Consider the following 18,029-nt stretch of genomic DNA (forward strand, 5'->3'; position numbering starts at 1 on the left):
TCGCGAATGCGGTGGATCAGTAAAAGGTCTGTTGACTGACACACCGCTTTCGCGAGCAAGCCCGCAAACATTGGTTTTGTGTTCATTCAGACCATTCAGTTGCTGAATGGCTGACAACCTATTTCCCTCAGCTACTCTAGTGCCAGCCCATTTCCGAATAAGAGGCCGCGCACATGAGTACTTCCTCATTCAAGATCGCCCACAAACTGCTGACCGGCGCTGGCGCCATCGAACAACTGGCTGCCGAACTCACACGCCTGGATGTGGACAACCCGCTGATCGTCACCGATGCCGCACTGGTCAAGTCCGGCACCGTGGCGCTGGCGCTCGAACACCTTGGTGAGCGCACTTACGAAATCTTCGACCGCGTGCTGCCCGACCCGGAAATCTCCATCGTCGAGGACTGCATGCGCGTGTACCGCGAAGGCGGGCACGATGGCCTGATCGGCGTGGGCGGTGGCAGCGCCATCGACATCGCCAAGAGTGTCGCGGCCTATGCCGGTTACCACGGCGCGCTGGCGGATTTGTTCGGCGTCGACCAGGTGCCGCGCAAGGGCCCGCCGCTGATCGCGATCCCTACCACTGCTGGCACCGGCTCCGAGGTGACCAATGTGGCGATCCTCTCCGACAAGGCCGCGCAGTTGAAGAAAGGCATCGTCAGCGATTACCTGCTGCCGGATGTCGCGTTGATCAGCCCGCAAATGACCTTGACCTGCCCGCGCAGTGTCACCGCGGCCAGTGGTGTGGATGCGCTGGTGCATGCCATCGAGTCCTATTTGTCGCTGAACGCCTCGCCGATCACCGATGCCCTGGCCATTGGCGCGATCAAGCTGATTGCCACGGCGCTGCCCAAGGCCTACGCCAACCCGGCCAACCTGCAGGCCCGCGATGACATGGCCACCGCGAGCCTGATGGCAGGCATGGCGTTCGGTAACGCCGGGGTCGGCGCGGTGCACGCATTGGCGTACCCGCTGGGCGGGCGCTTCAATATCGCCCACGGCGTGAGCAACGCCCTGTTGCTGCCGTATGTGATGCACTGGAACAAGCTGGCCTGTGTCGAGCGCATGCAGGACATTGCCCAGGCCATGGGCGTGAATGTGAGCGGGCTCAGCGTCAACGATGCGGCCGACCAGGCAGTCGAGGCGATGACACGCTTGTGCGGCGCCGTGGAGATCCCGGCAGGCCTGCGCAGCTTTGGCGTGCCCGAGGAGGCTATCGCGTCCATGGCCACCGAAGCGGCCGGTATCGAGCGCCTGATGCGCAACAATCCGCGCAAGCTCAGCGCGGCGGATATCGAGAAAATCTATCGGGCTGCGTACTAGCCGTTGAGCCAGGTCACGGTGCGCAGGGCAAAGCATGAGGTATACAATGCGCGCCATCGTGATTTAGCTCAAAAAAGGTGCGTCATGCAGCCCTTCGTCATTGCTCCATCGATTCTCTCCGCCGACTTCGCCCGCCTGGGTGAGGAAGTGGACAAAGTGTTGGCCGCCGGTGCCGACTTCGTGCACTTCGATGTCATGGACAACCACTACGTGCCCAACCTGACCATCGGCCCGATGGTCTGCGCGGCGCTGCGCAAGTACGGCGTCACCGCGCCGATCGACGCGCACCTGATGGTCAGCCCGGTGGACCGCATCGTCGGCGACTTCATCGAGGCCGGCGCCACCTACATCACGTTCCACCCGGAAGCCACGCTGCACGTCGACCGCACCCTGCAACTGATCCGCGAAGGCGGCTGCAAGGCGGGCCTGGTGTTCAACCCGGCGACCCCGTTGAGCGTGCTTGAATACGTGATGGACAAGGTCGACATGGTCTTGCTGATGAGCGTCAACCCAGGCTTCGGCGGGCAGAAGTTCATCCCCGGCACCCTGAACAAACTGCGCGAAGCCCGCGCGCTGATCGATGCCTCGGGCCGCGATATCCGCCTGGAAATCGACGGCGGGGTCAACGTCAACAATATCCGTGAAATTGCAGCAGCAGGCGCCGACACCTTTGTGGCCGGCTCGGCGATCTTCAACGCCCCCGATTACCAGGAAGTCATCGACAAGATGCGTGCAGAACTGGCGCTGGCGCGTCCATGAGCGGCTTCGAGCAGCTGTTTCCCGGCAAGCTGCCACGGCTGGTGATGTTCGATCTGGACGGTACGTTGATCGATTCGGTGCCTGACCTGGCAGCGGCGGTGGACGAGATGCTGCTCAAGCTGGGGCGCAAGCCGGCGGGGATTGAATCGGTGCGCGAGTGGGTCGGCAACGGCGTGCAGATGCTGGTGCGCCGGGCCTTGGCCAATCACATCGATGCCGAAGGCGTCGACGATGTCGAGGCCGAGCACGCCCTGGAACTGTTCAATGCCGCCTATGAAGGCGGCCACGAACTGACCGTGGTCTACCCCGGCGTGCGCGACACGCTCAAATGGTTGAGCAAGCAGGGCGTGGAAATGGCCCTGATCACCAACAAGCCGGAGCGTTTCGTCGCGCCGCTGTTGGACCAGATGAAAATCGGCCGGTATTTCCGCTGGATCATCGGTGGCGATACCTTGCCGCAGAAGAAGCCCGACCCGGCAGCGCTGTTTTTCGTGATGAAAATGGCCAATATCCCGGCCTCCCAGTCGTTGTTTGTCGGCGATTCGCGCAGTGATGTGCTGGCGGCAAAGGCCGCTGGCGTGCAGTGCGTGGCGCTCAGTTACGGCTACAACCATGGCCGGCCGATCGCCGAAGAGTCGCCGGCGCTGGTGATTGATGACCTGCGACTGTTAATCCCCGGTTGCTTGGGAGCGGGCGCTGAGATAACGTTGCCCGACATCGATCCGTCCCCTTCTGGAAATTCCATCGTGGTGGTCACTCGCAAACTCTGGATGAAAGTCATCAAGGCCCTGGCCCGCTGGCGTTGGCGCGCCTGACTGATCCTGGCCGCGCTGCGGCACGTTTGCATACCTGACTGTTAGACCCTCATGCCACGAGGCACATCATGACCCGCGAAGAATTCCTGCGTTTGGCCGCTGCCGGCTATAACCGCATTCCCATGGCCTGCGAAACCCTGGCCGACTTCGATACGCCGCTGTCGATCTACCTGAAACTGGCCGACGAGCCCAACTCCTACCTGCTCGAATCGGTACAGGGCGGCGAGAAGTGGGGCCGTTACTCGATCATCGGCCTGCCGTGCCGCACCGTACTGCGGGTGCACGACCATCACGTGAGCATCACCCATGATGGCGTCGAGATCGAAAGCCATGACGTGGAAGACCCGCTGGCGTTCGTCGAAACCTTCAAGGCGCGCTACAACGTGCCGACCATCCCTGGCCTGCCGCGTTTCAACGGCGGTCTGGTGGGGTATTTCGGCTACGACTGCGTGCGCTACGTGGAAAAACGCCTGGGCAAATGCCCGAACCCGGATCCGCTGGGTGTGCCGGACATTCTGTTGATGGTCTCGGATGCGGTGGTGGTGTTCGACAACCTCGCCGGCAAGATGCACGCGATCGTGCTCGCCGACCCGTCCAAGGCTGCCGCCTTCGAGCAGGGCCAGGCCAGCCTCGAAGCCCTGCTGGAAAAACTGCGCCAGCCGATCACCCCGCGTCGCGGCCTGGACCTCAGCCGTCCACCGGCAGCCGACCCGATCTTTCGTTCAAGCTTTACTCAGGATGACTACGAGCGCGCGGTCGATACCATCAAGGAATACATCCTCGCCGGTGACTGCATGCAAGTGGTGCCGTCGCAGCGCATGTCCATCGACTTCAAGGCTGCGCCGATCGACCTGTATCGCGCACTGCGCTGCTTCAACCCGACGCCGTACATGTACTTCTTCAACTTTGGCGACTTCCACGTGGTGGGCAGTTCGCCGGAAGTGCTGGTGCGGGTCGAAGACAACCTGATCACCGTGCGCCCGATCGCCGGCACACGCCCGCGTGGCGCGACCGAAGAAGCCGACCTGGCGCTGGAAGAAGACCTGCTCAGTGACGACAAGGAAATCGCCGAGCACCTGATGCTGATCGACCTGGGCCGCAACGACACCGGGCGTGTGTCGGAAATCGGTTCGGTGAAACTCACCGAGAAGATGGTGATCGAGCGTTACTCGAATGTGATGCACATTGTGTCCAACGTCACCGGTGAGCTGAAAGCCGGCTTGACCGCGATGGACGCGCTGCGCGCGATTCTGCCGGCGGGCACCTTGTCGGGTGCGCCGAAGATCCGCGCGATGGAGATCATCGACGAGCTGGAACCGGTCAAGCGCGGTGTCTACGGCGGCGCCGTGGGTTATTTCGCCTGGAACGGCAACATGGACACCGCCATTGCGATCCGTACGGCGGTGATCAAGGACGGGGAACTGCACGTGCAGGCCGGCGGCGGGATCGTCGCCGACTCGGTGCCGGCCCTCGAATGGGAAGAAACCCTGAACAAGCGCCGCGCGATGTTCCGCGCCGTTGCGCTGGCTGAACAGACCCCCAATTCCTGAGGTTTCCCCCATGTTGCTGATGATTGATAACTACGACTCCTTTACCTACAACGTTGTGCAGTACCTGGGCGAGCTGGGTGCCGAGGTCAAGGTAGTGCGCAACGACGAACTGAGCGTGGCCGAGATCGCTGCCCTGAACCCGGAGCGTATCGTGGTTTCGCCAGGCCCGTGCACGCCGACCGAGGCGGGTATTTCCCTGGAAGCAATCCAATATTTCGCCGGCAAGCTGCCGATCCTGGGCGTGTGCCTGGGCCACCAGTCCATCGGCCAGGCCTTTGGCGGTGACGTGGTGCGCGCGCGCCAAGTGATGCACGGCAAGACCAGCCCGGTGTTCCATAATGATGTGGGCGTGTTTCACGGCCTCAACCTGCCGGTGACCGTGACCCGCTACCATTCGCTGGTGGTCAAGCGCGAGACCCTGCCGGAATGCCTGGAACTCACCGCCTGGACCCAGCTGGAAGACGGTTCGGTCGACGAGATCATGGGCCTGCGCCACAAGACACTGAATATCGAAGGGGTGCAATTTCACCCCGAATCGATCCTGACCGAGCAGGGCTACGAGCTGTTCGCCAACTTTCTCAAGCAGAGCGGCGGCACGCGCTAAGGACTTTCCATGGATATCAAGACTGCCCTGAGCCGTATCGTCGGCCACCTGGACCTGAGCACCGCTGAAATGAGCGATGTGATGCGCGAGATCATGACCGGTCAATGCACCGACGCGCAGATCGGCGCGTTCATGATGGCCATGCGCATGAAGAGCGAGAGCATCGACGAGATCGTCGGCGCCGTGTCGGTCATGCGCGAGCTGGCGGACAAGGTTGAGCTCAAGACCCTCGATGGCGTGGTCGACGTGGTCGGCACCGGCGGCGACGGTGCGAATATTTTCAACGTGTCGACGGCGTCCTCCTTTGTGGTCGCGGCGGCGGGTTGCACCGTGGCCAAGCACGGCAACCGTGCGGTGTCCGGCAAGAGCGGCAGCGCCGACCTGCTGGAAGCGGCCGGCATCTACCTGAACCTGACCCCGGTACAAGTGGCGCGCTGCATCGACAACGTCGGCATCGGCTTCATGTTTGCCCAGTCCCACCATGGCGCGATGAAGCACGCCGCAGGCCCGCGCAAGGACCTCGGCCTGCGTACCCTGTTCAACATGCTCGGCCCGCTTACGAATCCGGCCGGTGTGAAGCACCAGGTGGTCGGCGTGTTCAGCCAGGCCCTGTGCCGGCCGCTGGCGGAAGTATTGCAACGCCTGGGCAGCAAGCATGTGCTGGTGGTGCATTCCAAGGACGGCCTGGACGAATTCAGCCTGGCAGCACCGACCTTCGTGGCGGAGTTGAAGGACGACCAGGTCACCGAATACTGGGTCGAGCCTGAAGACTTGGGCATGAAAAGCCAGAGCCTGCACGGCCTGGCGGTGGAAAGCCCGGCGGCATCGCTGGAACTGATTCGCGATGCCCTCGGGCGTCGCAAGACCGAGAACGGTCAAAAAGCGGCGGAAATGATTGTTCTGAATGCTGGCGCGGCACTTTACGCAGCCGACCACGCCTATAGTCTTAAGGAAGGTGTCGCCTTGGCCCACGATGCGCTGCACACTGGTCTGGCTCGCGAGAAGCTCGAAGAACTGGGAGCATTCACCGCAGTATTCAAGATGGAGAATGAAGGATGAGTGTGCCGACCGTTCTGGAAAAGATCCTGGCCCGCAAGGCCGAAGAAGTCGCCGAGCGCCGTGCTCGCGTCAGCCTCGCCGAGCTGGAAAGCCAGGCGAAAATCGCTGACGCACCGCGTGGTTTTGCCAATGCACTGATCAAGCAGGCCAAGGAAAAACAGCCTGCCGTCATTGCTGAAATCAAGAAGGCTTCGCCCAGCAAGGGTGTGATCCGCGAGATCTTCATTCCTGAAGACATTGCCAAGAGCTATGAGAAGGGCGGGGCGACGTGCCTCTCCGTGCTCACCGATATCGATTACTTCCAAGGCAGCGACCTGTTCCTGCAGCAGGCTCGCGCGGCGTGCAAGTTGCCGGTGATCCGCAAGGATTTCATGGTCGACCCGTACCAGATCGTCGAAGCCCGCGCCTTGGGCGCCGACTGCGTGCTGCTGATCGTCTCCGCGCTGGATGATGTGAAGATGGCGGAGCTGGCGGCCGTGGCCAAGAGTGTCGGCCTGGATGTGCTGGTCGAAGTACACGACGGTGATGAGCTGGAACGTGCGCTGAAAACCCTCGACACCCCGCTGGTGGGCGTCAACAACCGTAATCTGCACACCTTCGAAGTCAGCCTGGAAAACACCCTCGACCTGCTGCCGCGGATTCCGCGTGACCGTCTGGTGATCACCGAGAGTGGCATCGTCAACCGTGCCGACGTGGAACTGATGGAAATCAGTGGGGTGTACTCGTTCCTGGTGGGCGAGACCTTCATGCGCGCCGAGAACCCGGGGGCGGAGTTGCAGCGTCTGTTCTTCCCGGAGCGTGGCGTGGCGGTGAGTGGTTCGACCCTCGACTGACTTTCAACGTCGGTAAGTGTGAGGGCTGGCTTTTGTGGGAGCTGGCTTGCCTGCGATAGCGTCACCTCGGTGATATAGATACACCGAGGTGCCTGCATCGCAGGCAAGCCAGCTCCCACATTTGATTCTGTGCTGATCCAGAGAGGTAGGTGTTCGATGACCAAGCCAATGTCGATGACTGTCCAAGCAGGTCTTGCCGCTGAGCAAGACCTCCTGGCGGCCGTTTGCGCGGGTGAGCAGGAATTCGGCCTATTGTTCTGGCAACCCAGCGACCAAGCCCTGGTAATGCCCCGCCGCTTGAGTCGGCTGCCGGCATTCGAAACCGCCAGCCAGGTCTCGGCGGACGCCGGTTGGCCGGTATTGCTGCGCGAAACCGGCGGCGAGCCGGTGCCGCAGTCGAGTGCCACGGTGAATATTGCCCTGGTCTACGCCCCCCCACGCAGCGAAGGCGACCAAGGCCGCATCGAAACCGGTTACCAGCGTTTATGCCAGCCGATCTGCGATCTGTTGATCGAGTTGGGCGGTGACGCCTCGGTCGGTGAAATCGACGGGGCGTTCTGTGACGGTCGCTATAACGTCAACCTCAACGGTCGCAAGATGGTCGGCACTGCCCAGCGCTGGCGACAAGTCGGCGGTCGTCCGGTGGGGTTGGTGCACGGTGCGCTGTTGCTGGAAAACGATCGCGATGAGTTGATCGCGGCGGTCAATCGCTTCAACCAGGCGTGTGGCCTTGAGCAGCGGGTACGTGCCGACAGCCATATCGCCCTGCACGAAGCCTTCCCCGCGCCGGACGCCATCAGCCGGCTCGACACGTTGTACCGTCAGATGTTGGCCAGCTTCCTGCCGGTTTAACGGGTACCGAACACCACCATCGTCTTGCCTTTGACGTGCACCAGGTTGCGTTCTTCGAGGTCCTTGAGCACCCGTCCGACCATCTCCCGTGAACAGCCGACAATGCGCCCGATTTCCTGGCGCGTGACTTTGATCTGCATGCCGTCGGGATGGGTCATGGCGTCGGGCTGCTTGCACAACTCCAACAGGCAGCGCGCCACGCGGCCGGTGACATCAAAGAACGCCAGGTCGCCGACCTTGCGCGTGGTGTCGCGCAGACGCTGGGCGATTTGACCGCTGAGGGCGTAGAGAATGTCGGGATCGTGCTGGGCCAGTTCGCGAAATTTGGCGTAACTGATCTCGGCCACTTCGCATTCGACCTTGGCGCGCACCCAGGCACTGCGCTCCTGCTCCTTGCCGGCCTGTTCAAACAGCCCCAGCTCCCCAAAGAAATCCCCGGTGTTCAGGTAGGCGATGATCATTTCACGGCCGTCTTCATCCTCGATCAGGATGGTGACCGAGCCTTTGATAATGAAGAACAGCGTTTCGGAACGCTCGCCGGCGCAGATGATGTTGTGCTTGGCCGGATAGCGCCGGCGCTGGCAGTGCATCAGCAGCTTGTCGAGATTCTTGATCTTGGGTATGGGAGTAAGAGCAACCATGGTTGTATCCCGAAAAGACTGCACGGTGTAGATGGATTTGTTTTTATACCAGCGGTATCGGCATTGATACACGCTGTACAAAGGATGGCAATGCGCCATTGAGTTGGCGCCAGCTTACCAGACACATTCTGTCTCTATTAGCCAAATTAGCCGGGAAACCCTGCTATTGATCGCTTTCATGGGAAACACTGCCGTGATCAGCCCCTGTGCTAAGCTGGCGACCCTTTTTTAGCAGTGGAGTCTGGGCGATGAAGGCACGCATCCAATGGGCGGGCGAAGCCATGTTCCTCGGTGAGTCGGGCAGTGGCCATGTGGTGGTCATGGATGGCCCGCCGGAAGCGGGTGGCCGTAACCTGGGCGTACGCCCGATGGAAATGCTCCTGCTGGGTGTAGGCGGTTGCAGCAATTTCGACGTGGTCAGTATCCTGAAGAAGTCCCGCCAGGCCGTGGAAAGCTGCGAAGCGTTCCTGGAAGCCGAGCGCGCCACTGAAGATCCCAAGGTGTTCACCAAGATCCACATGCACTTTGTGGTCAAGGGGCGGGCGCTGAAGGAAGCCCAGGTCAAGCGGGCCATCGAGCTGTCGGCAGAGAAGTACTGCTCGGCGTCGATCATGCTGGGCGCGGCCGGTGTGGCCATCACCCATGATTACGAAATCATCGAGCTGGGTTGATCGCACAATCTGCTGGCAAAAAGAAAGGGCGCTTTGAAAGCGCCCTTTTTTTGCGACTCAGGCTTGCTGCAGTCAGATCCGATACGTGCTTTTGGTCATGACCTTGGCCAGCACGCTCATGCCAAACCGCACCGGAGCCGGGAAGCGAAAGCCGCCGGCATCCAGCGCGCTTTCGGCGTGGTGCTCTTCGTCGATGCGCATTTGTTCGAGAATCGCCCGCGACTTTTCGTCTTCGGCCGGCAGTTGCTCAAGGTGCTCATCCAGGTGCTTGCACACCTGATGTTCGGTTGCTGCGACAAAACCCAGGCTGACCTTGTCGCTGATCAGCCCTGCGGCGGCGCCGATGCCAAACGACAAGCCATAAAACAGCGGGTTCAGCACGCTGGGGTGGCTCCCCAACTGGCGGATGCGTTGCTCGCACCAGGCCAGGTGGTCGATTTCTTCCTCGGCCGCATGCTCCATGGCTGCACGCACCTGCGGCAGCTTGGCGGTCAAGGCCTGGCCTTGATACAGCGCCTGGGCACAGACTTCACCGGTATGGTTGATACGCATCAGGCCAGCGACATGGCGGGTATCGGTCTCGCTCATCTGTGCATCGGGCTGCACGATGGCGGGCGACGGGCGATACGGTTGGCCGCTGAAAGGCAGCAGCGTGCGCATGGCCATGTCGGCTTGCAGTAACAGGCGATCAATCGGCGAGTAGTGACGTTGGGTAGTCATGCTGACCTCCGGGAAGAATCTCGGCGGCCAGTTTACCGCAAGAGAGGGGGGAGCGTTTGCGCTGAGTCAATTTGCCCTTGTGGCGAGGGAGCTTGCTGCCGTTCGACTACGAAGCAGTCGCAAGCTCCAACGGGGAATCAGCCCGGCGGCCAGTTCATCTGGCGCTGACCCAGCACATGCATATGGATGTGATAAACGGTCTGTCCGCCTTTCGGGTTGCAGTTCATCACCACCCGGAAGCCTTCTTCGCAGCCTTGCTCCACCGCCAGGCGCTGGGCAGTGAACAGAATATGGCCAGCCAGGGCTTTGTCTTCCTCAGTCAGGTCGTTGAGGGTGGGAATGTGTTTCTTCGGGATCACCAGGAAATGCACGGGGGCTGCCGGGTGGATGTCCTTGAAGGCAAGGACTTGATCATCTTCGTAGATGATATCCGCGGGTATTTCTCTGTTGATGATCTTGGTGAACAGAGTATCCACAGCTGTTTCTCCATTATGAAAGTGCAGGGTGAGTGTACTCAGGCAATCAGCGCGGGCAATAGGCCTTGTTGATGGCCCCGGCAATCTTGCGGGTGAGCCAGCGCGGGCTGAAACGCGGGCTGAAGGCGATCCAGCGGTTGCGTCGGCCGGGAATGATGATGGCTTTGTTCTTTTCCAGCGCACGCACGGTATAAAGCGCCACTTCTTCCGGGCTCATCAGCTTGTCGCTGCCCTCGAGCTTGGCCGTGTCCATTTGCGCGGTGCCGTAGAACGCGGTACGCGTCGGGCCCGGGCAGAGTACCGAGACCTTGATGCCGCAGGTCTTGAGTTCTTCACGCAGTCCTTCGGAGAAGTGCAGTACATAGGCCTTGCTGGCGTAATAGCTGCTCATCCACGGGCCGGGTTGGAACGCTGCAACCGAGGCAACGTTGAGGATCTGCCCGCCGCCATGCAGCGCCATGGCATTGCCAAGGGCGTGACACATGCGGGTCAGGGCCAGGATGTTGACTTCGATCAGGTCCTGCTCGGTCATCCAGTCCTGGGCCAGGAATGGGCCGCTGGTGCCGATGCCGGCGCAGTTCACCAGCAAATCGATCTGCCGCTCGCCTTCTTCCAGCTCCAGCAGGAACCCGGACAAGCGCAGTGGCTCGCCCAGGTCGCAGGCGCGAAATAGCACTTCGACGCCAAAGCGTTGAGTCAATTCGATTGCAATGCTTTCCAACTGATCACGCTGGCGGGCCACCAGAATCAAGCTGCGGCCGCGACGGGCAAGGGCTTCGGCCAAGGCCAGGCCGATGCCGCTGGAGGCGCCGGTGATCAGAGCGTAACGGGTCATGCCTTTCTCCATCGCAACGCCCCCGGCCTGTGACGGAGGCATCACAGGCGGCGGGCGTTTCTTTACTGTTCTGGAGAGTCTACAGGTTCGGCCGCTTCGTCAGCACTTTGCGCGTCGTCTTCCTCGACAGTGGCGGCTTGATCGGCGTCGTCATCGGAGGTGATGGAGCTGCTTTCGTAGCTGCTGTCCATGTTGGCTTCGAGCTGGTCCAGGTAACCGTTCATGCCCAGCGTGACGACGATGGCCAGCACCACCGGGATAAACGCCAGCCACAACGTGGCGAGGACTTTTACCGCCGTGGAGTTGCGCGGAGGCGGTGCGCCGTATTGGTTGGCGCCCGCATTACCTGGCAATACCAGCAGCAGGATCGGGAAGACGCTGTTCACCAGAGGTACGAGGTTGAGAAAGTACAGCCAGCCGGACCATCCCAGGTCGTGCAGGCGCTGCACACCGATTTGCACGCTGACCCACACCAGCGCAACGAACAATGCCAGGCCGAGCACCACGCCAATGAGGGTGCCCAATACTGGCGAGGCCGTGGCTACCGCGAAACTGACGGTGCTGATAATGCCGCCAGCCACCAGCAGTGCGAGAGTCAGTACCAGCGTCCAGGCCAGATACCGCAGACGGCCAATGCGCCCGTGGATGGTAAAGACCTTGAGGGTGGCGTATTCCGGCAGGTCATCGCCCACGGTGGCGCGTGGCGGTGCGTAAGGTGAGGCCGCCGGGCGCGAGTAATCGGTGTTGGAGGACTCCGTCTCGTGGGTTTCGGCGAGGCTGAAGGCCACTGGTTGTTCGGGTTCGATGCGCGCATCCACCCCGGCGTTTTTCAGCGCAGTGAGGTAGGTTTCGGCATCCGGACGGGATAGATCGCGTTTGAGTGCAACCGGGCGGCCAGTGAAGAGTTTCTCGATGGCTTCGACTTCACTCTTGAACAGCTCGGCCAGGTTCAGTTTGGCCGTGGTGCTTTCGACACCCGGGAGCAAGGCTCCATCAAACACAATCTTGAAACGGTTGTCGCTCATGCGGGCTTCCTTGTCACTTGTTCAGGGAGGTGGTGCAGGCTTGCCGGATGGGCAGGCCTTGCGATGGGTTCAGCGTGGCCAGCGCAATTGTGCCGCCTGCTCGCGCGCCTTGCGGTATTCGGCATCCAGGCGGGCAACGAGTTCATCGACGCTGGGCAAATCGTCAATCTCGCCGACACCCTGGCCGGCAGACCATACCGTCTTCCAGGCTTTCGCTTCGTCGCTCAACGGCTTGAGCTTGGAGCCGAAGTTGACTTCGCCCTTGCCTTGCAGCGCAGCCAGGTCGAAACCGGCGTTTTCCAGGCTCTGGCGCATGAAGCTGGCAGGCACGCCGGAGACAGCGGGAGTGTGCACGATGTCGGCGGCGCGCGATGTGAGCAGCATCTCTTTATAGGCATCCGGGGCGTGGCTTTCGGTGGTGCCGATAAAGCGCGTGCCGAAATACGCCAGGTCTGCGCCCAGCAACTGGGCCGCGAGGATTTCATGTCCATGGTTGAGGCAGCCGGCCAGCAGCAGGGTCTTGTCGAAGAACTGGCGAATCTCGGCGATCAGCGCGAATGGGCTCCAGGTGCCAGCATGACCACCGGCTCCGGCGGCTACGGCAATCAAGCCATCCACGCCGGCTTCAGCGGCCTTTTCGGCATGGCGCCGGGTCGTGACATCGTGGAACACCAAGCCGCCGTAGCTGTGGACGGCATCCACCAGCTCCTTCACTGCACCGAGGCTAGTGATGACGATGGGCACCTTGTGCTCGACGCAGATCGCCAGGTCAGCCTCAAGCCGTGGGTTGCTGTTATGCACGATCAGGTTGACGGCATACGGCGCGGGATTGTCCAGCTGCGCCAGGCCCGCTTCGATTTCCTCCAGCCAAGCCTTGAAGCCGCTGCTCTCGCGCTGATTGAGCGCCGGAAAGCTGCCGACCACCCCGTTGCGACAGCACGCCAGGACCAGTTGCGGGTTGGAAATCAGAAACATCGGCGCAGCGACGACCGGCAGGCGCAGACGTTGTTCAAGCAAAGCGGGCAGCGACATTGGAGGTACCCCGAGTAATTGAAATTAGAACGGTTTGACCACGACCAAAATTACGATAGCCAGCAATATCAGAACGGGCACTTCATTGAACCAGCGATAAAAGACATGGCTGCGGGTGTTTTCGCCACGGGCGAAGCGTTTTACCTGCGCGCCGCACATGTGGTGGTAGCCGATCAGCAACACCACCAGGGTGAGCTTGGCGTGGATCCAGGCGCCGGATTTAAAGATCGCAGGGTTGAGCGCAATCAGCCAGATGCCGAATACCAGGCTGGCGACCATCGCCGGGCCCATGATGCCGCGGTAGAGCTTGCGCTCCATGATGCTGAAGCGTTCCTTGCTGACGGTGTCTTCGCTTTGGGCGTGGTAGACAAACAGGCGTGGCAGGTAGAACAACCCGGCAAACCAGCAGACGATGCTGACGATGTGGAAGGCTTTGATCCATAGATAGAGCATTTCTAGTTATTCCCAGGTTCACGGTAACTGAAGATAGTAGTGGCTCATGCGCCCGTACGTCACGTTGACGGTTGTCGCAGGACGATACGGCCCCTATTATCGACGGCTTTCCAGTGGGTTCGTTGAGGGCAGGTTTATGGTCAAGGTCGGTATCGTCGGCGGCACGGGTTACACCGGTGTCGAATTGCTGCGTCTGTTGGCTCAGCATCCGCAAGCTGAGGTGGTGGTCATCACTTCCCGATCCGAGGCCGGGCTGGCCGTGGCCGATATGTACCCGAACCTGCGCGGCCACTATGACGGCCTGGCGTTCAGCGTTCCGGACATCAAGACACTGGGTGCCTGCGATGTGGTGTTCTTTGCCACTCCTCACGGCGTTGCTCACGCGTTGGCTGGCGAATTGCTGGCTGCGGGCACCAAGGTGATCGACTTGTCGGCGGACTTTCGCCTGCAGGACGCCGATGAGTGGGCCAAGTGGTACGGCCAGCCCCACGGTGCGCCGCAATTGCTGGAGGAAGCGGTCTACGGCCTGCCGGAAGTCAATCGTGAGCAGATCAAGCAAGCGCGCCTGATCGCGGTACCGGGGTGCTATCCGACCGCCACGCAGTTGGGTTTCCTGCCATTGCTGGAAGCGGGCCTGGCGGATGCTTCGCGCCTGATCGCGGACTGCAAGTCGGGTGTGAGTGGCGCCGGTCGTGGTGCGGCTGTGGGTTCGCTGTACTCCGAGACGTCGGAAAGCATGAAGGCATACGCGGTAAAAGGGCATCGCCATCTGCCGGAAATCCGCCAAGGGCTGCGCCGTGCCGCAGGTAAGGAGGTGGGCCTGACTTTCGTGCCGCATCTGACGCCGATGATCCGTGGCATTCACTCCACACTGTACGCAACCGTGGTCGATCGGTCGGTGGATCTGCAGGCATTGTTTGAAAAGCGCTACGCCAATGAACCGTTCGTCGACGTAATGCCAGCCGGCAGTCACCCGGAAACCCGCAGCGTGCGCGGCGCCAACGTGTGCCGGATTGCCGTGCACCGTCCTCAGGATGGCGATCTGGTCGTGGTGCTGTCGGTGATCGACAACCTGGTCAAGGGCGCGTCGGGCCAGGCGGTGCAGAACATGAACATCCTGTTTGGCCTGGATGAGAAGCTGGGCTTGTCCCACGCGGGCATGCTGCCTTAAAAACAGCTTCAAGGTGTAGGTGGCAAGCTTGAAGCTCATGGCTTGAAGCTTGCCACTGCTCCCATAATAGTTGACCGCTTTTCTAGGAGAAGCGGATAATGCCGGCCATTACGCATATGGCGGCGCTACGCCGGGAGATTATCAGCATGAGCGTTGAATCCTTCACCCCCACGGCTTTGCAATTCACCCACGGTGCTGCGCACAAGGTGAAGAGCCTGGTCGATGAAGAGGGTAATGATCGCTTGAAGCTGCGCGTATTCGTTACGGGCGGCGGTTGTTCAGGGTTTCAGTACGGTTTTACCTTCGATGAAGATGTGGCCGATGACGACACCATCGTCGAGCGCGAGGGCGTGAGCCTGGTCGTGGATCCGATGAGCTTCCAATACCTGGCAGGTGCCGAGGTGGATTACCAGGAAGGTCTGGAGGGGTCGCGTTTCGTGATCAAGAACCCTAACGCTACCACTACCTGTGGTTGCGGGTCTTCGTTCTCGATCTGATCGACGTCCTGGTCTGCAACGGATACAAAAACGCCGCTTGGCTTTGATCGGCCAAGCGGCGTTTTGCTGTCTGGGTATTGTTACGCGGGATAAATGGCACCCAGTACCCGCAGTCCGCGTGCACCGGTGACGCTCGGGCGGTTGGCGGCAATGCCTGCCAGGCAGCAGTGGGCCAGCCAGGCGAAGGCCATCGCTTCGACCCAGTCGGGGTCTACGCCGTAAGTGGCAGTACTGCTGACCTGGGTCGCAGGGAGCAGCGCGGCCAGCCGCTTCATCAGTGTGCCATTGTGGGCGCCGCCGCCACAGACCAGCAGGGTCTCTGTCTGGGCCTGTGCAGCCTGCAAGGACTCGACGATGGTCTGGGCCGTCAGTTCCAGCAGGGTAGCCTGGACATTTTGGGGCTCGAACACGGGCAAGCGTGCGAGGTGTCGTTGCAGCCACTCGAGGTTGAACACTTCGCGCCCGGTGCTTTTCGGGCCTTGAGTCTGGAAGAAGGGATCGGCCAGCAGCGAGTTGAGCAGTTGGAGTTCTACCTTGCCGCTGGCAGACCACTGGCCGTCGCGATCAAAGTGTTCGCCGCGCTGCAGGTGAATCCAGGCGTCCAACAAGACGTTACCCGGGCCGCAGTCGAAACCGGCGACAGGCTTGCCGGTCTCGATCAGGCTGAGATTGCTGAAGCCTCCCACATTCAATACGGCACGGTTGCCGGTGCGTTCACCAAACAATGCCTCATGAAACGCGGGCACCAATGGCGCGCCCTGGCCGCCGGCAGCCACATCGCGGCTGCGAAAGTCACTGACAACCGTGATGCCTGTCAGCTCTGTGAGTAGAGCAGGGTTGCCAATCTGCACCGTAAAACCCCGAGCGGGTTCGTGGCGGATGGTCTGGCCATGGCTGCCAATCGCGCGGATGTCCTGGGGCTTGAGGTTTTGCTGCTCGAGCAAGGCGTGAATGCCTTGCGCGGCGAGTTCCACCCAGTGCTGCTGGGCGATGGCCGAGCGCGCTATCTCATCCGGGCCGCTGGCGCAAAGACCCAGCAGCTCGGTGCGCAGGGCGCTGGGCATGGGGATGTAGTGCGTGGCGATCAGTTTGATCGCCGGGTCTTGTTCGATCAGGGCTATGTCCAGGCCATCAAGGCTGGTCCCGGACATCACACCTATATAGCGTGGCATGGCTTAGCGCTTCGCCGAGGCGAGCAGGGTGGAGCGCTCCTGGTCCATGCGCGCCATCAGCGGCTGGCTTTGTTGCAGGAAGCGTGCGCGCTCGGCCTTGGCGATCGGGTCGGCCATTGGCAGTTTCTGGCCCAGTGGATCGACGTGCACGCCATTCACCTGGAACTCGTAGTGCAAGTGCGGGCCGGTCGACAGGCCGGTGGTGCCGATGTAGCCGATCACCTGGCCTTGCTTGACATTGCTGCCGGTCGACACGCCCTTGGCGAAGCCCTGCATGTGGCCATACAGCGTGCGGTAGGTATTGCCGTGCTGGATGATCACGGTATTGCCGTAACCGCCGCGACGTCCGGCCAGCAGCACCTTGCCGTCACCGGCTGCCTTGATGGGCGTGCCGCGCGGGGCTGCATAGTCCACGCCCTTGTGAGCGCGAATTTTGTTCAGAATTGGATGCTTGCGACCCATGGAGAAACGCGAGCTAATACGAGCGAAGTCCACCGGGGTGCGGATGAAGGCCTTGCGCATGCTATTGCCATCGGCGGTGTAGTAGCTGCTGTTGCCTTGCTTGTTGGTGTAGCGCACGGCGGTGTAGGTCTTGCCGCGGTTGGTGAAGCGCGCGGAGAGAATATTGCCGGTACCGACCACTTTGCCGTTGGCGACTTTCTGCTCGTAGATCACGTCGAATTCGTCGCCCTGGCGGATGTCCTGGGCGAAGTCGATGTCGTAGCCAAACACGCTGGCCATGTCCATGGTCATGCTATGGGACAAGCCGGCGCGCGCGGCGGATTGTGACAGCGAGCTGTTGATCACGCCGTGGACGTAGGCGGAGCGCATCACCGGCTTGGTGGTAATGCGGTTGAAGGCGAAGCCTTTGGCGCCCTTGGTCAGGGTGATGCTTTCAAGGTCGCTGACATTGCTGTGCAGGTTGTTCAGCTGGCCATCGGGAGTGAATTCAAATTCAAGCTTTTGGCCATGTTTGAGCTGGGTGAATTGCTTGGCTTGTTTGTCGCTGGCCAGTACCTCGTTAACGGTAGTGGCAGGGAGGCCGACTTTCCCGAACAGGGTCGACAGGGTGTCGCCCTTGGCCACGATCACTTCGCGGTGCAGAGGGTTCTTGGCCGAGTCAGCAGCCGGTACAGGCTGGTCCTGGGTTGCCTGCTGGGTGTCTTCGGGGCTGCTTTCTATCTGTGCGAACGGCGATTCGGTTGGCGCATTTGTGGCTTGTTGTGCGTCGGAAGCGTCTTGATCTTGTGTGAGTTGTTCAACCGGGCTTTCCAGGTCAAGGCTCAGGGATGTTCGTTTGGCTTCTACGTCACTGGAAGGGAATACCAGGAGTGCCAGGCTGAGAAGGGCGGCGATACCACTTGCTGCGAGCAGGTGGGTCTTCGGGTAAAGCGGCGGCGCTTTAGACGGTTCTGTGGTCATAAGTAATTTTGACTTTGAAGATGAAATGGAAAAGATGAATGACATGATGAAGATGAAATAACTGTATAAAATATAACCAAATCATCTGTGGCGCAAGCTCGCGAACGCTGGGCTTGCTGA

20 protein-coding genes are annotated in these 18,029 nt (G+C 60.9%); 11 read left to right on the top strand and 9 right to left on the bottom strand.

The window, feature by feature from the left end:
- Nucleotides 1-173 precede the first annotated feature (173 nt).
- The 8 genes from C9990_RS02715 (at nucleotide 174) to C9990_RS02750 (ending at nucleotide 7,794) form a co-directional block, all read left to right on the top strand.
- Nucleotides 174-1,322 (top strand): iron-containing alcohol dehydrogenase, encoded by a 1,149-nt coding sequence (locus tag C9990_RS02715; RefSeq protein WP_106802482.1) that lies wholly within the window; start codon nucleotides 174-176, stop codon nucleotides 1,320-1,322.
- An 84-nt stretch (nucleotides 1,323-1,406) separates the two neighbouring features.
- On the top strand, nucleotides 1,407-2,081 hold the full coding sequence (gene rpe, locus C9990_RS02720) for a ribulose-phosphate 3-epimerase (protein ID WP_065904606.1): 675 nt from the start codon (nucleotides 1,407-1,409) through the stop codon (nucleotides 2,079-2,081).
- Entirely contained in the window at nucleotides 2,078-2,896 is an 819-nt protein-coding gene (locus C9990_RS02725; RefSeq protein WP_065904604.1) for a phosphoglycolate phosphatase, read from the top strand. Before rpe ends, C9990_RS02725 begins: the two co-directional genes overlap by 4 nt.
- Before the next feature lie 68 nt (nucleotides 2,897-2,964).
- Nucleotides 2,965-4,446 (top strand): anthranilate synthase component I, encoded by a 1,482-nt coding sequence (trpE, locus tag C9990_RS02730; RefSeq protein ID WP_106802483.1) that lies wholly within the window; start codon nucleotides 2,965-2,967, stop codon nucleotides 4,444-4,446.
- 10 nt (nucleotides 4,447-4,456) lie between these two features.
- Nucleotides 4,457-5,050 (top strand): aminodeoxychorismate/anthranilate synthase component II, encoded by a 594-nt coding sequence (locus tag C9990_RS02735; RefSeq protein WP_065904600.1) that lies wholly within the window; start codon nucleotides 4,457-4,459, stop codon nucleotides 5,048-5,050.
- A gap of 9 nt (nucleotides 5,051-5,059) precedes the next feature.
- Nucleotides 5,060-6,109 carry an anthranilate phosphoribosyltransferase gene (gene trpD / locus C9990_RS02740; RefSeq protein WP_065904599.1) on the top strand — a complete coding sequence of 350 codons (1,050 nt, stop codon included), beginning with the start codon at nucleotides 5,060-5,062 and terminating at the stop codon, nucleotides 6,107-6,109.
- Complete coding sequence (gene trpC, locus C9990_RS02745; protein ID WP_065904597.1) at nucleotides 6,106-6,942, top strand: indole-3-glycerol phosphate synthase TrpC; 837 nt, start codon at nucleotides 6,106-6,108, stop codon at nucleotides 6,940-6,942. The genes trpD and trpC overlap by 4 nt, the downstream gene beginning before the upstream one ends.
- A 156-nt stretch (nucleotides 6,943-7,098) precedes the next feature.
- On the top strand, nucleotides 7,099-7,794 hold the full coding sequence (locus C9990_RS02750) for a lipoate--protein ligase family protein (protein WP_106802484.1): 696 nt from the start codon (nucleotides 7,099-7,101) through the stop codon (nucleotides 7,792-7,794).
- Here the strand turns inward: C9990_RS02750 and crp are convergent.
- Nucleotides 7,791-8,435 carry a cAMP-activated global transcriptional regulator CRP gene (crp, locus tag C9990_RS02755; RefSeq protein ID WP_065904593.1) on the bottom strand — a complete coding sequence of 215 codons (645 nt, stop codon included), beginning with the start codon at nucleotides 8,433-8,435 and terminating at the stop codon, nucleotides 7,791-7,793. The genes C9990_RS02750 and crp overlap by 4 nt on opposite strands.
- 248 nt (nucleotides 8,436-8,683) lie before the next feature.
- Here crp and C9990_RS02760 point away from each other — a divergent pair, with 248 nt between their 5' ends.
- A complete protein-coding gene (locus tag C9990_RS02760) occupies nucleotides 8,684-9,106 on the top strand; it encodes an OsmC family protein (protein ID WP_005792019.1) in 423 nt (140 codons plus the stop codon).
- A 72-nt stretch (nucleotides 9,107-9,178) separates the two neighbouring features.
- On the opposite strand, the gene coq7 is transcribed toward C9990_RS02760, so the two are convergent.
- The 6 genes from coq7 to hemJ all read right to left on the bottom strand — a co-directional run bounded on the left by coq7 (nucleotide 9,179) and on the right by hemJ (nucleotide 13,647).
- Entirely contained in the window at nucleotides 9,179-9,826 is a 648-nt protein-coding gene (gene coq7, locus C9990_RS02765; RefSeq protein WP_017138087.1) for a 2-polyprenyl-3-methyl-6-methoxy-1,4-benzoquinone monooxygenase, read from the bottom strand.
- 137 nt (nucleotides 9,827-9,963) lie between these two features.
- Nucleotides 9,964-10,302 (bottom strand): histidine triad nucleotide-binding protein, encoded by a 339-nt coding sequence (locus C9990_RS02770; RefSeq protein WP_010206940.1) that lies wholly within the window; start codon nucleotides 10,300-10,302, stop codon nucleotides 9,964-9,966.
- 46 nt (nucleotides 10,303-10,348) lie between these two features.
- On the bottom strand, nucleotides 10,349-11,137 hold the full coding sequence (locus C9990_RS02775; protein WP_065904592.1) for an SDR family oxidoreductase: 789 nt from the start codon (nucleotides 11,135-11,137) through the stop codon (nucleotides 10,349-10,351).
- 62 nt (nucleotides 11,138-11,199) lie between these two features.
- Nucleotides 11,200-12,162 carry a DUF805 domain-containing protein gene (locus C9990_RS02780; protein ID WP_106802485.1) on the bottom strand — a complete coding sequence of 321 codons (963 nt, stop codon included), beginning with the start codon at nucleotides 12,160-12,162 and terminating at the stop codon, nucleotides 11,200-11,202.
- Nucleotides 12,163-12,231: 69 nt separating this feature from the next.
- Nucleotides 12,232-13,194: a nitronate monooxygenase family protein gene (locus tag C9990_RS02785; protein ID WP_065904588.1), complete on the bottom strand. Its 963-nt coding sequence runs from the start codon at nucleotides 13,192-13,194 to the stop codon at nucleotides 12,232-12,234.
- 24 nt (nucleotides 13,195-13,218) lie between these two features.
- Nucleotides 13,219-13,647 carry a protoporphyrinogen oxidase HemJ gene (hemJ, locus tag C9990_RS02790; RefSeq protein ID WP_106802486.1) on the bottom strand — a complete coding sequence of 143 codons (429 nt, stop codon included), beginning with the start codon at nucleotides 13,645-13,647 and terminating at the stop codon, nucleotides 13,219-13,221.
- 136 nt (nucleotides 13,648-13,783) lie between these two features.
- Here hemJ and argC point away from each other — a divergent pair, with 136 nt between their 5' ends.
- Both argC and erpA read left to right on the top strand, forming a co-directional pair.
- Nucleotides 13,784-14,818 carry an N-acetyl-gamma-glutamyl-phosphate reductase gene (argC, locus tag C9990_RS02795; protein ID WP_106802487.1) on the top strand — a complete coding sequence of 345 codons (1,035 nt, stop codon included), beginning with the start codon at nucleotides 13,784-13,786 and terminating at the stop codon, nucleotides 14,816-14,818.
- Between the two features lie 146 nt (nucleotides 14,819-14,964).
- Entirely contained in the window at nucleotides 14,965-15,315 is a 351-nt protein-coding gene (gene erpA / locus C9990_RS02800; RefSeq protein ID WP_003176443.1) for an iron-sulfur cluster insertion protein ErpA, read from the top strand.
- A gap of 80 nt (nucleotides 15,316-15,395) precedes the next feature.
- On the opposite strand, the gene C9990_RS02805 is transcribed toward erpA, so the two are convergent.
- Nucleotides 15,396-16,487: an anhydro-N-acetylmuramic acid kinase gene (locus tag C9990_RS02805; protein WP_106802488.1), complete on the bottom strand. Its 1,092-nt coding sequence runs from the start codon at nucleotides 16,485-16,487 to the stop codon at nucleotides 15,396-15,398.
- Between the two features lie 3 nt (nucleotides 16,488-16,490).
- Nucleotides 16,491-17,909: a peptidoglycan DD-metalloendopeptidase family protein gene (locus C9990_RS02810; protein ID WP_106802489.1), complete on the bottom strand. Its 1,419-nt coding sequence runs from the start codon at nucleotides 17,907-17,909 to the stop codon at nucleotides 16,491-16,493.
- Nucleotides 17,910-18,029 lie beyond the last annotated feature (120 nt).

Source organism: Pseudomonas sp. S5D5 (assembly GCF_003013355.1).
Classification (GTDB): domain Bacteria; phylum Pseudomonadota; class Gammaproteobacteria; order Pseudomonadales; family Pseudomonadaceae; genus Aquipseudomonas; species Aquipseudomonas aylmerensis.

Bases quoted from the DNA above. Each gene is read 5' to 3' on its own strand.
- C9990_RS02715 (WP_106802482.1), top strand. From the start codon at position 174: ATGAGTACTTCCTCATTCAAGATCGCCCACAAACTGCTGACCGGCGCT.
- rpe (WP_065904606.1), top strand. From the start codon at position 1,407: ATGCAGCCCTTCGTCATTGCTCCATCGATTCTCTCCGCCGACTTCGCC.
- C9990_RS02725 (WP_065904604.1), top strand. From the start codon at position 2,078: ATGAGCGGCTTCGAGCAGCTGTTTCCCGGCAAGCTGCCACGGCTGGTG.
- trpE (WP_106802483.1), top strand. From the start codon at position 2,965: ATGACCCGCGAAGAATTCCTGCGTTTGGCCGCTGCCGGCTATAACCGC.
- C9990_RS02735 (WP_065904600.1), top strand. From the start codon at position 4,457: ATGTTGCTGATGATTGATAACTACGACTCCTTTACCTACAACGTTGTG.
- trpD (WP_065904599.1), top strand. From the start codon at position 5,060: ATGGATATCAAGACTGCCCTGAGCCGTATCGTCGGCCACCTGGACCTG.
- trpC (WP_065904597.1), top strand. From the start codon at position 6,106: ATGAGTGTGCCGACCGTTCTGGAAAAGATCCTGGCCCGCAAGGCCGAA.
- C9990_RS02750 (WP_106802484.1), top strand. From the start codon at position 7,099: ATGACCAAGCCAATGTCGATGACTGTCCAAGCAGGTCTTGCCGCTGAG.
- crp (WP_065904593.1), bottom strand. From the start codon at position 8,435: ATGGTTGCTCTTACTCCCATACCCAAGATCAAGAATCTCGACAAGCTG.
- C9990_RS02760 (WP_005792019.1), top strand. From the start codon at position 8,684: ATGAAGGCACGCATCCAATGGGCGGGCGAAGCCATGTTCCTCGGTGAG.
- coq7 (WP_017138087.1), bottom strand. From the start codon at position 9,826: ATGACTACCCAACGTCACTACTCGCCGATTGATCGCCTGTTACTGCAA.
- C9990_RS02775 (WP_065904592.1), bottom strand. From the start codon at position 11,137: ATGACCCGTTACGCTCTGATCACCGGCGCCTCCAGCGGCATCGGCCTG.
- C9990_RS02780 (WP_106802485.1), bottom strand. From the start codon at position 12,162: ATGAGCGACAACCGTTTCAAGATTGTGTTTGATGGAGCCTTGCTCCCG.
- C9990_RS02785 (WP_065904588.1), bottom strand. From the start codon at position 13,194: ATGTCGCTGCCCGCTTTGCTTGAACAACGTCTGCGCCTGCCGGTCGTC.
- hemJ (WP_106802486.1), bottom strand. From the start codon at position 13,647: ATGCTCTATCTATGGATCAAAGCCTTCCACATCGTCAGCATCGTCTGC.
- argC (WP_106802487.1), top strand. From the start codon at position 13,784: ATGGTCAAGGTCGGTATCGTCGGCGGCACGGGTTACACCGGTGTCGAA.
- erpA (WP_003176443.1), top strand. From the start codon at position 14,965: ATGAGCGTTGAATCCTTCACCCCCACGGCTTTGCAATTCACCCACGGT.
- C9990_RS02805 (WP_106802488.1), bottom strand. From the start codon at position 16,487: ATGCCACGCTATATAGGTGTGATGTCCGGGACCAGCCTTGATGGCCTG.
- C9990_RS02810 (WP_106802489.1), bottom strand. From the start codon at position 17,909: ATGACCACAGAACCGTCTAAAGCGCCGCCGCTTTACCCGAAGACCCAC.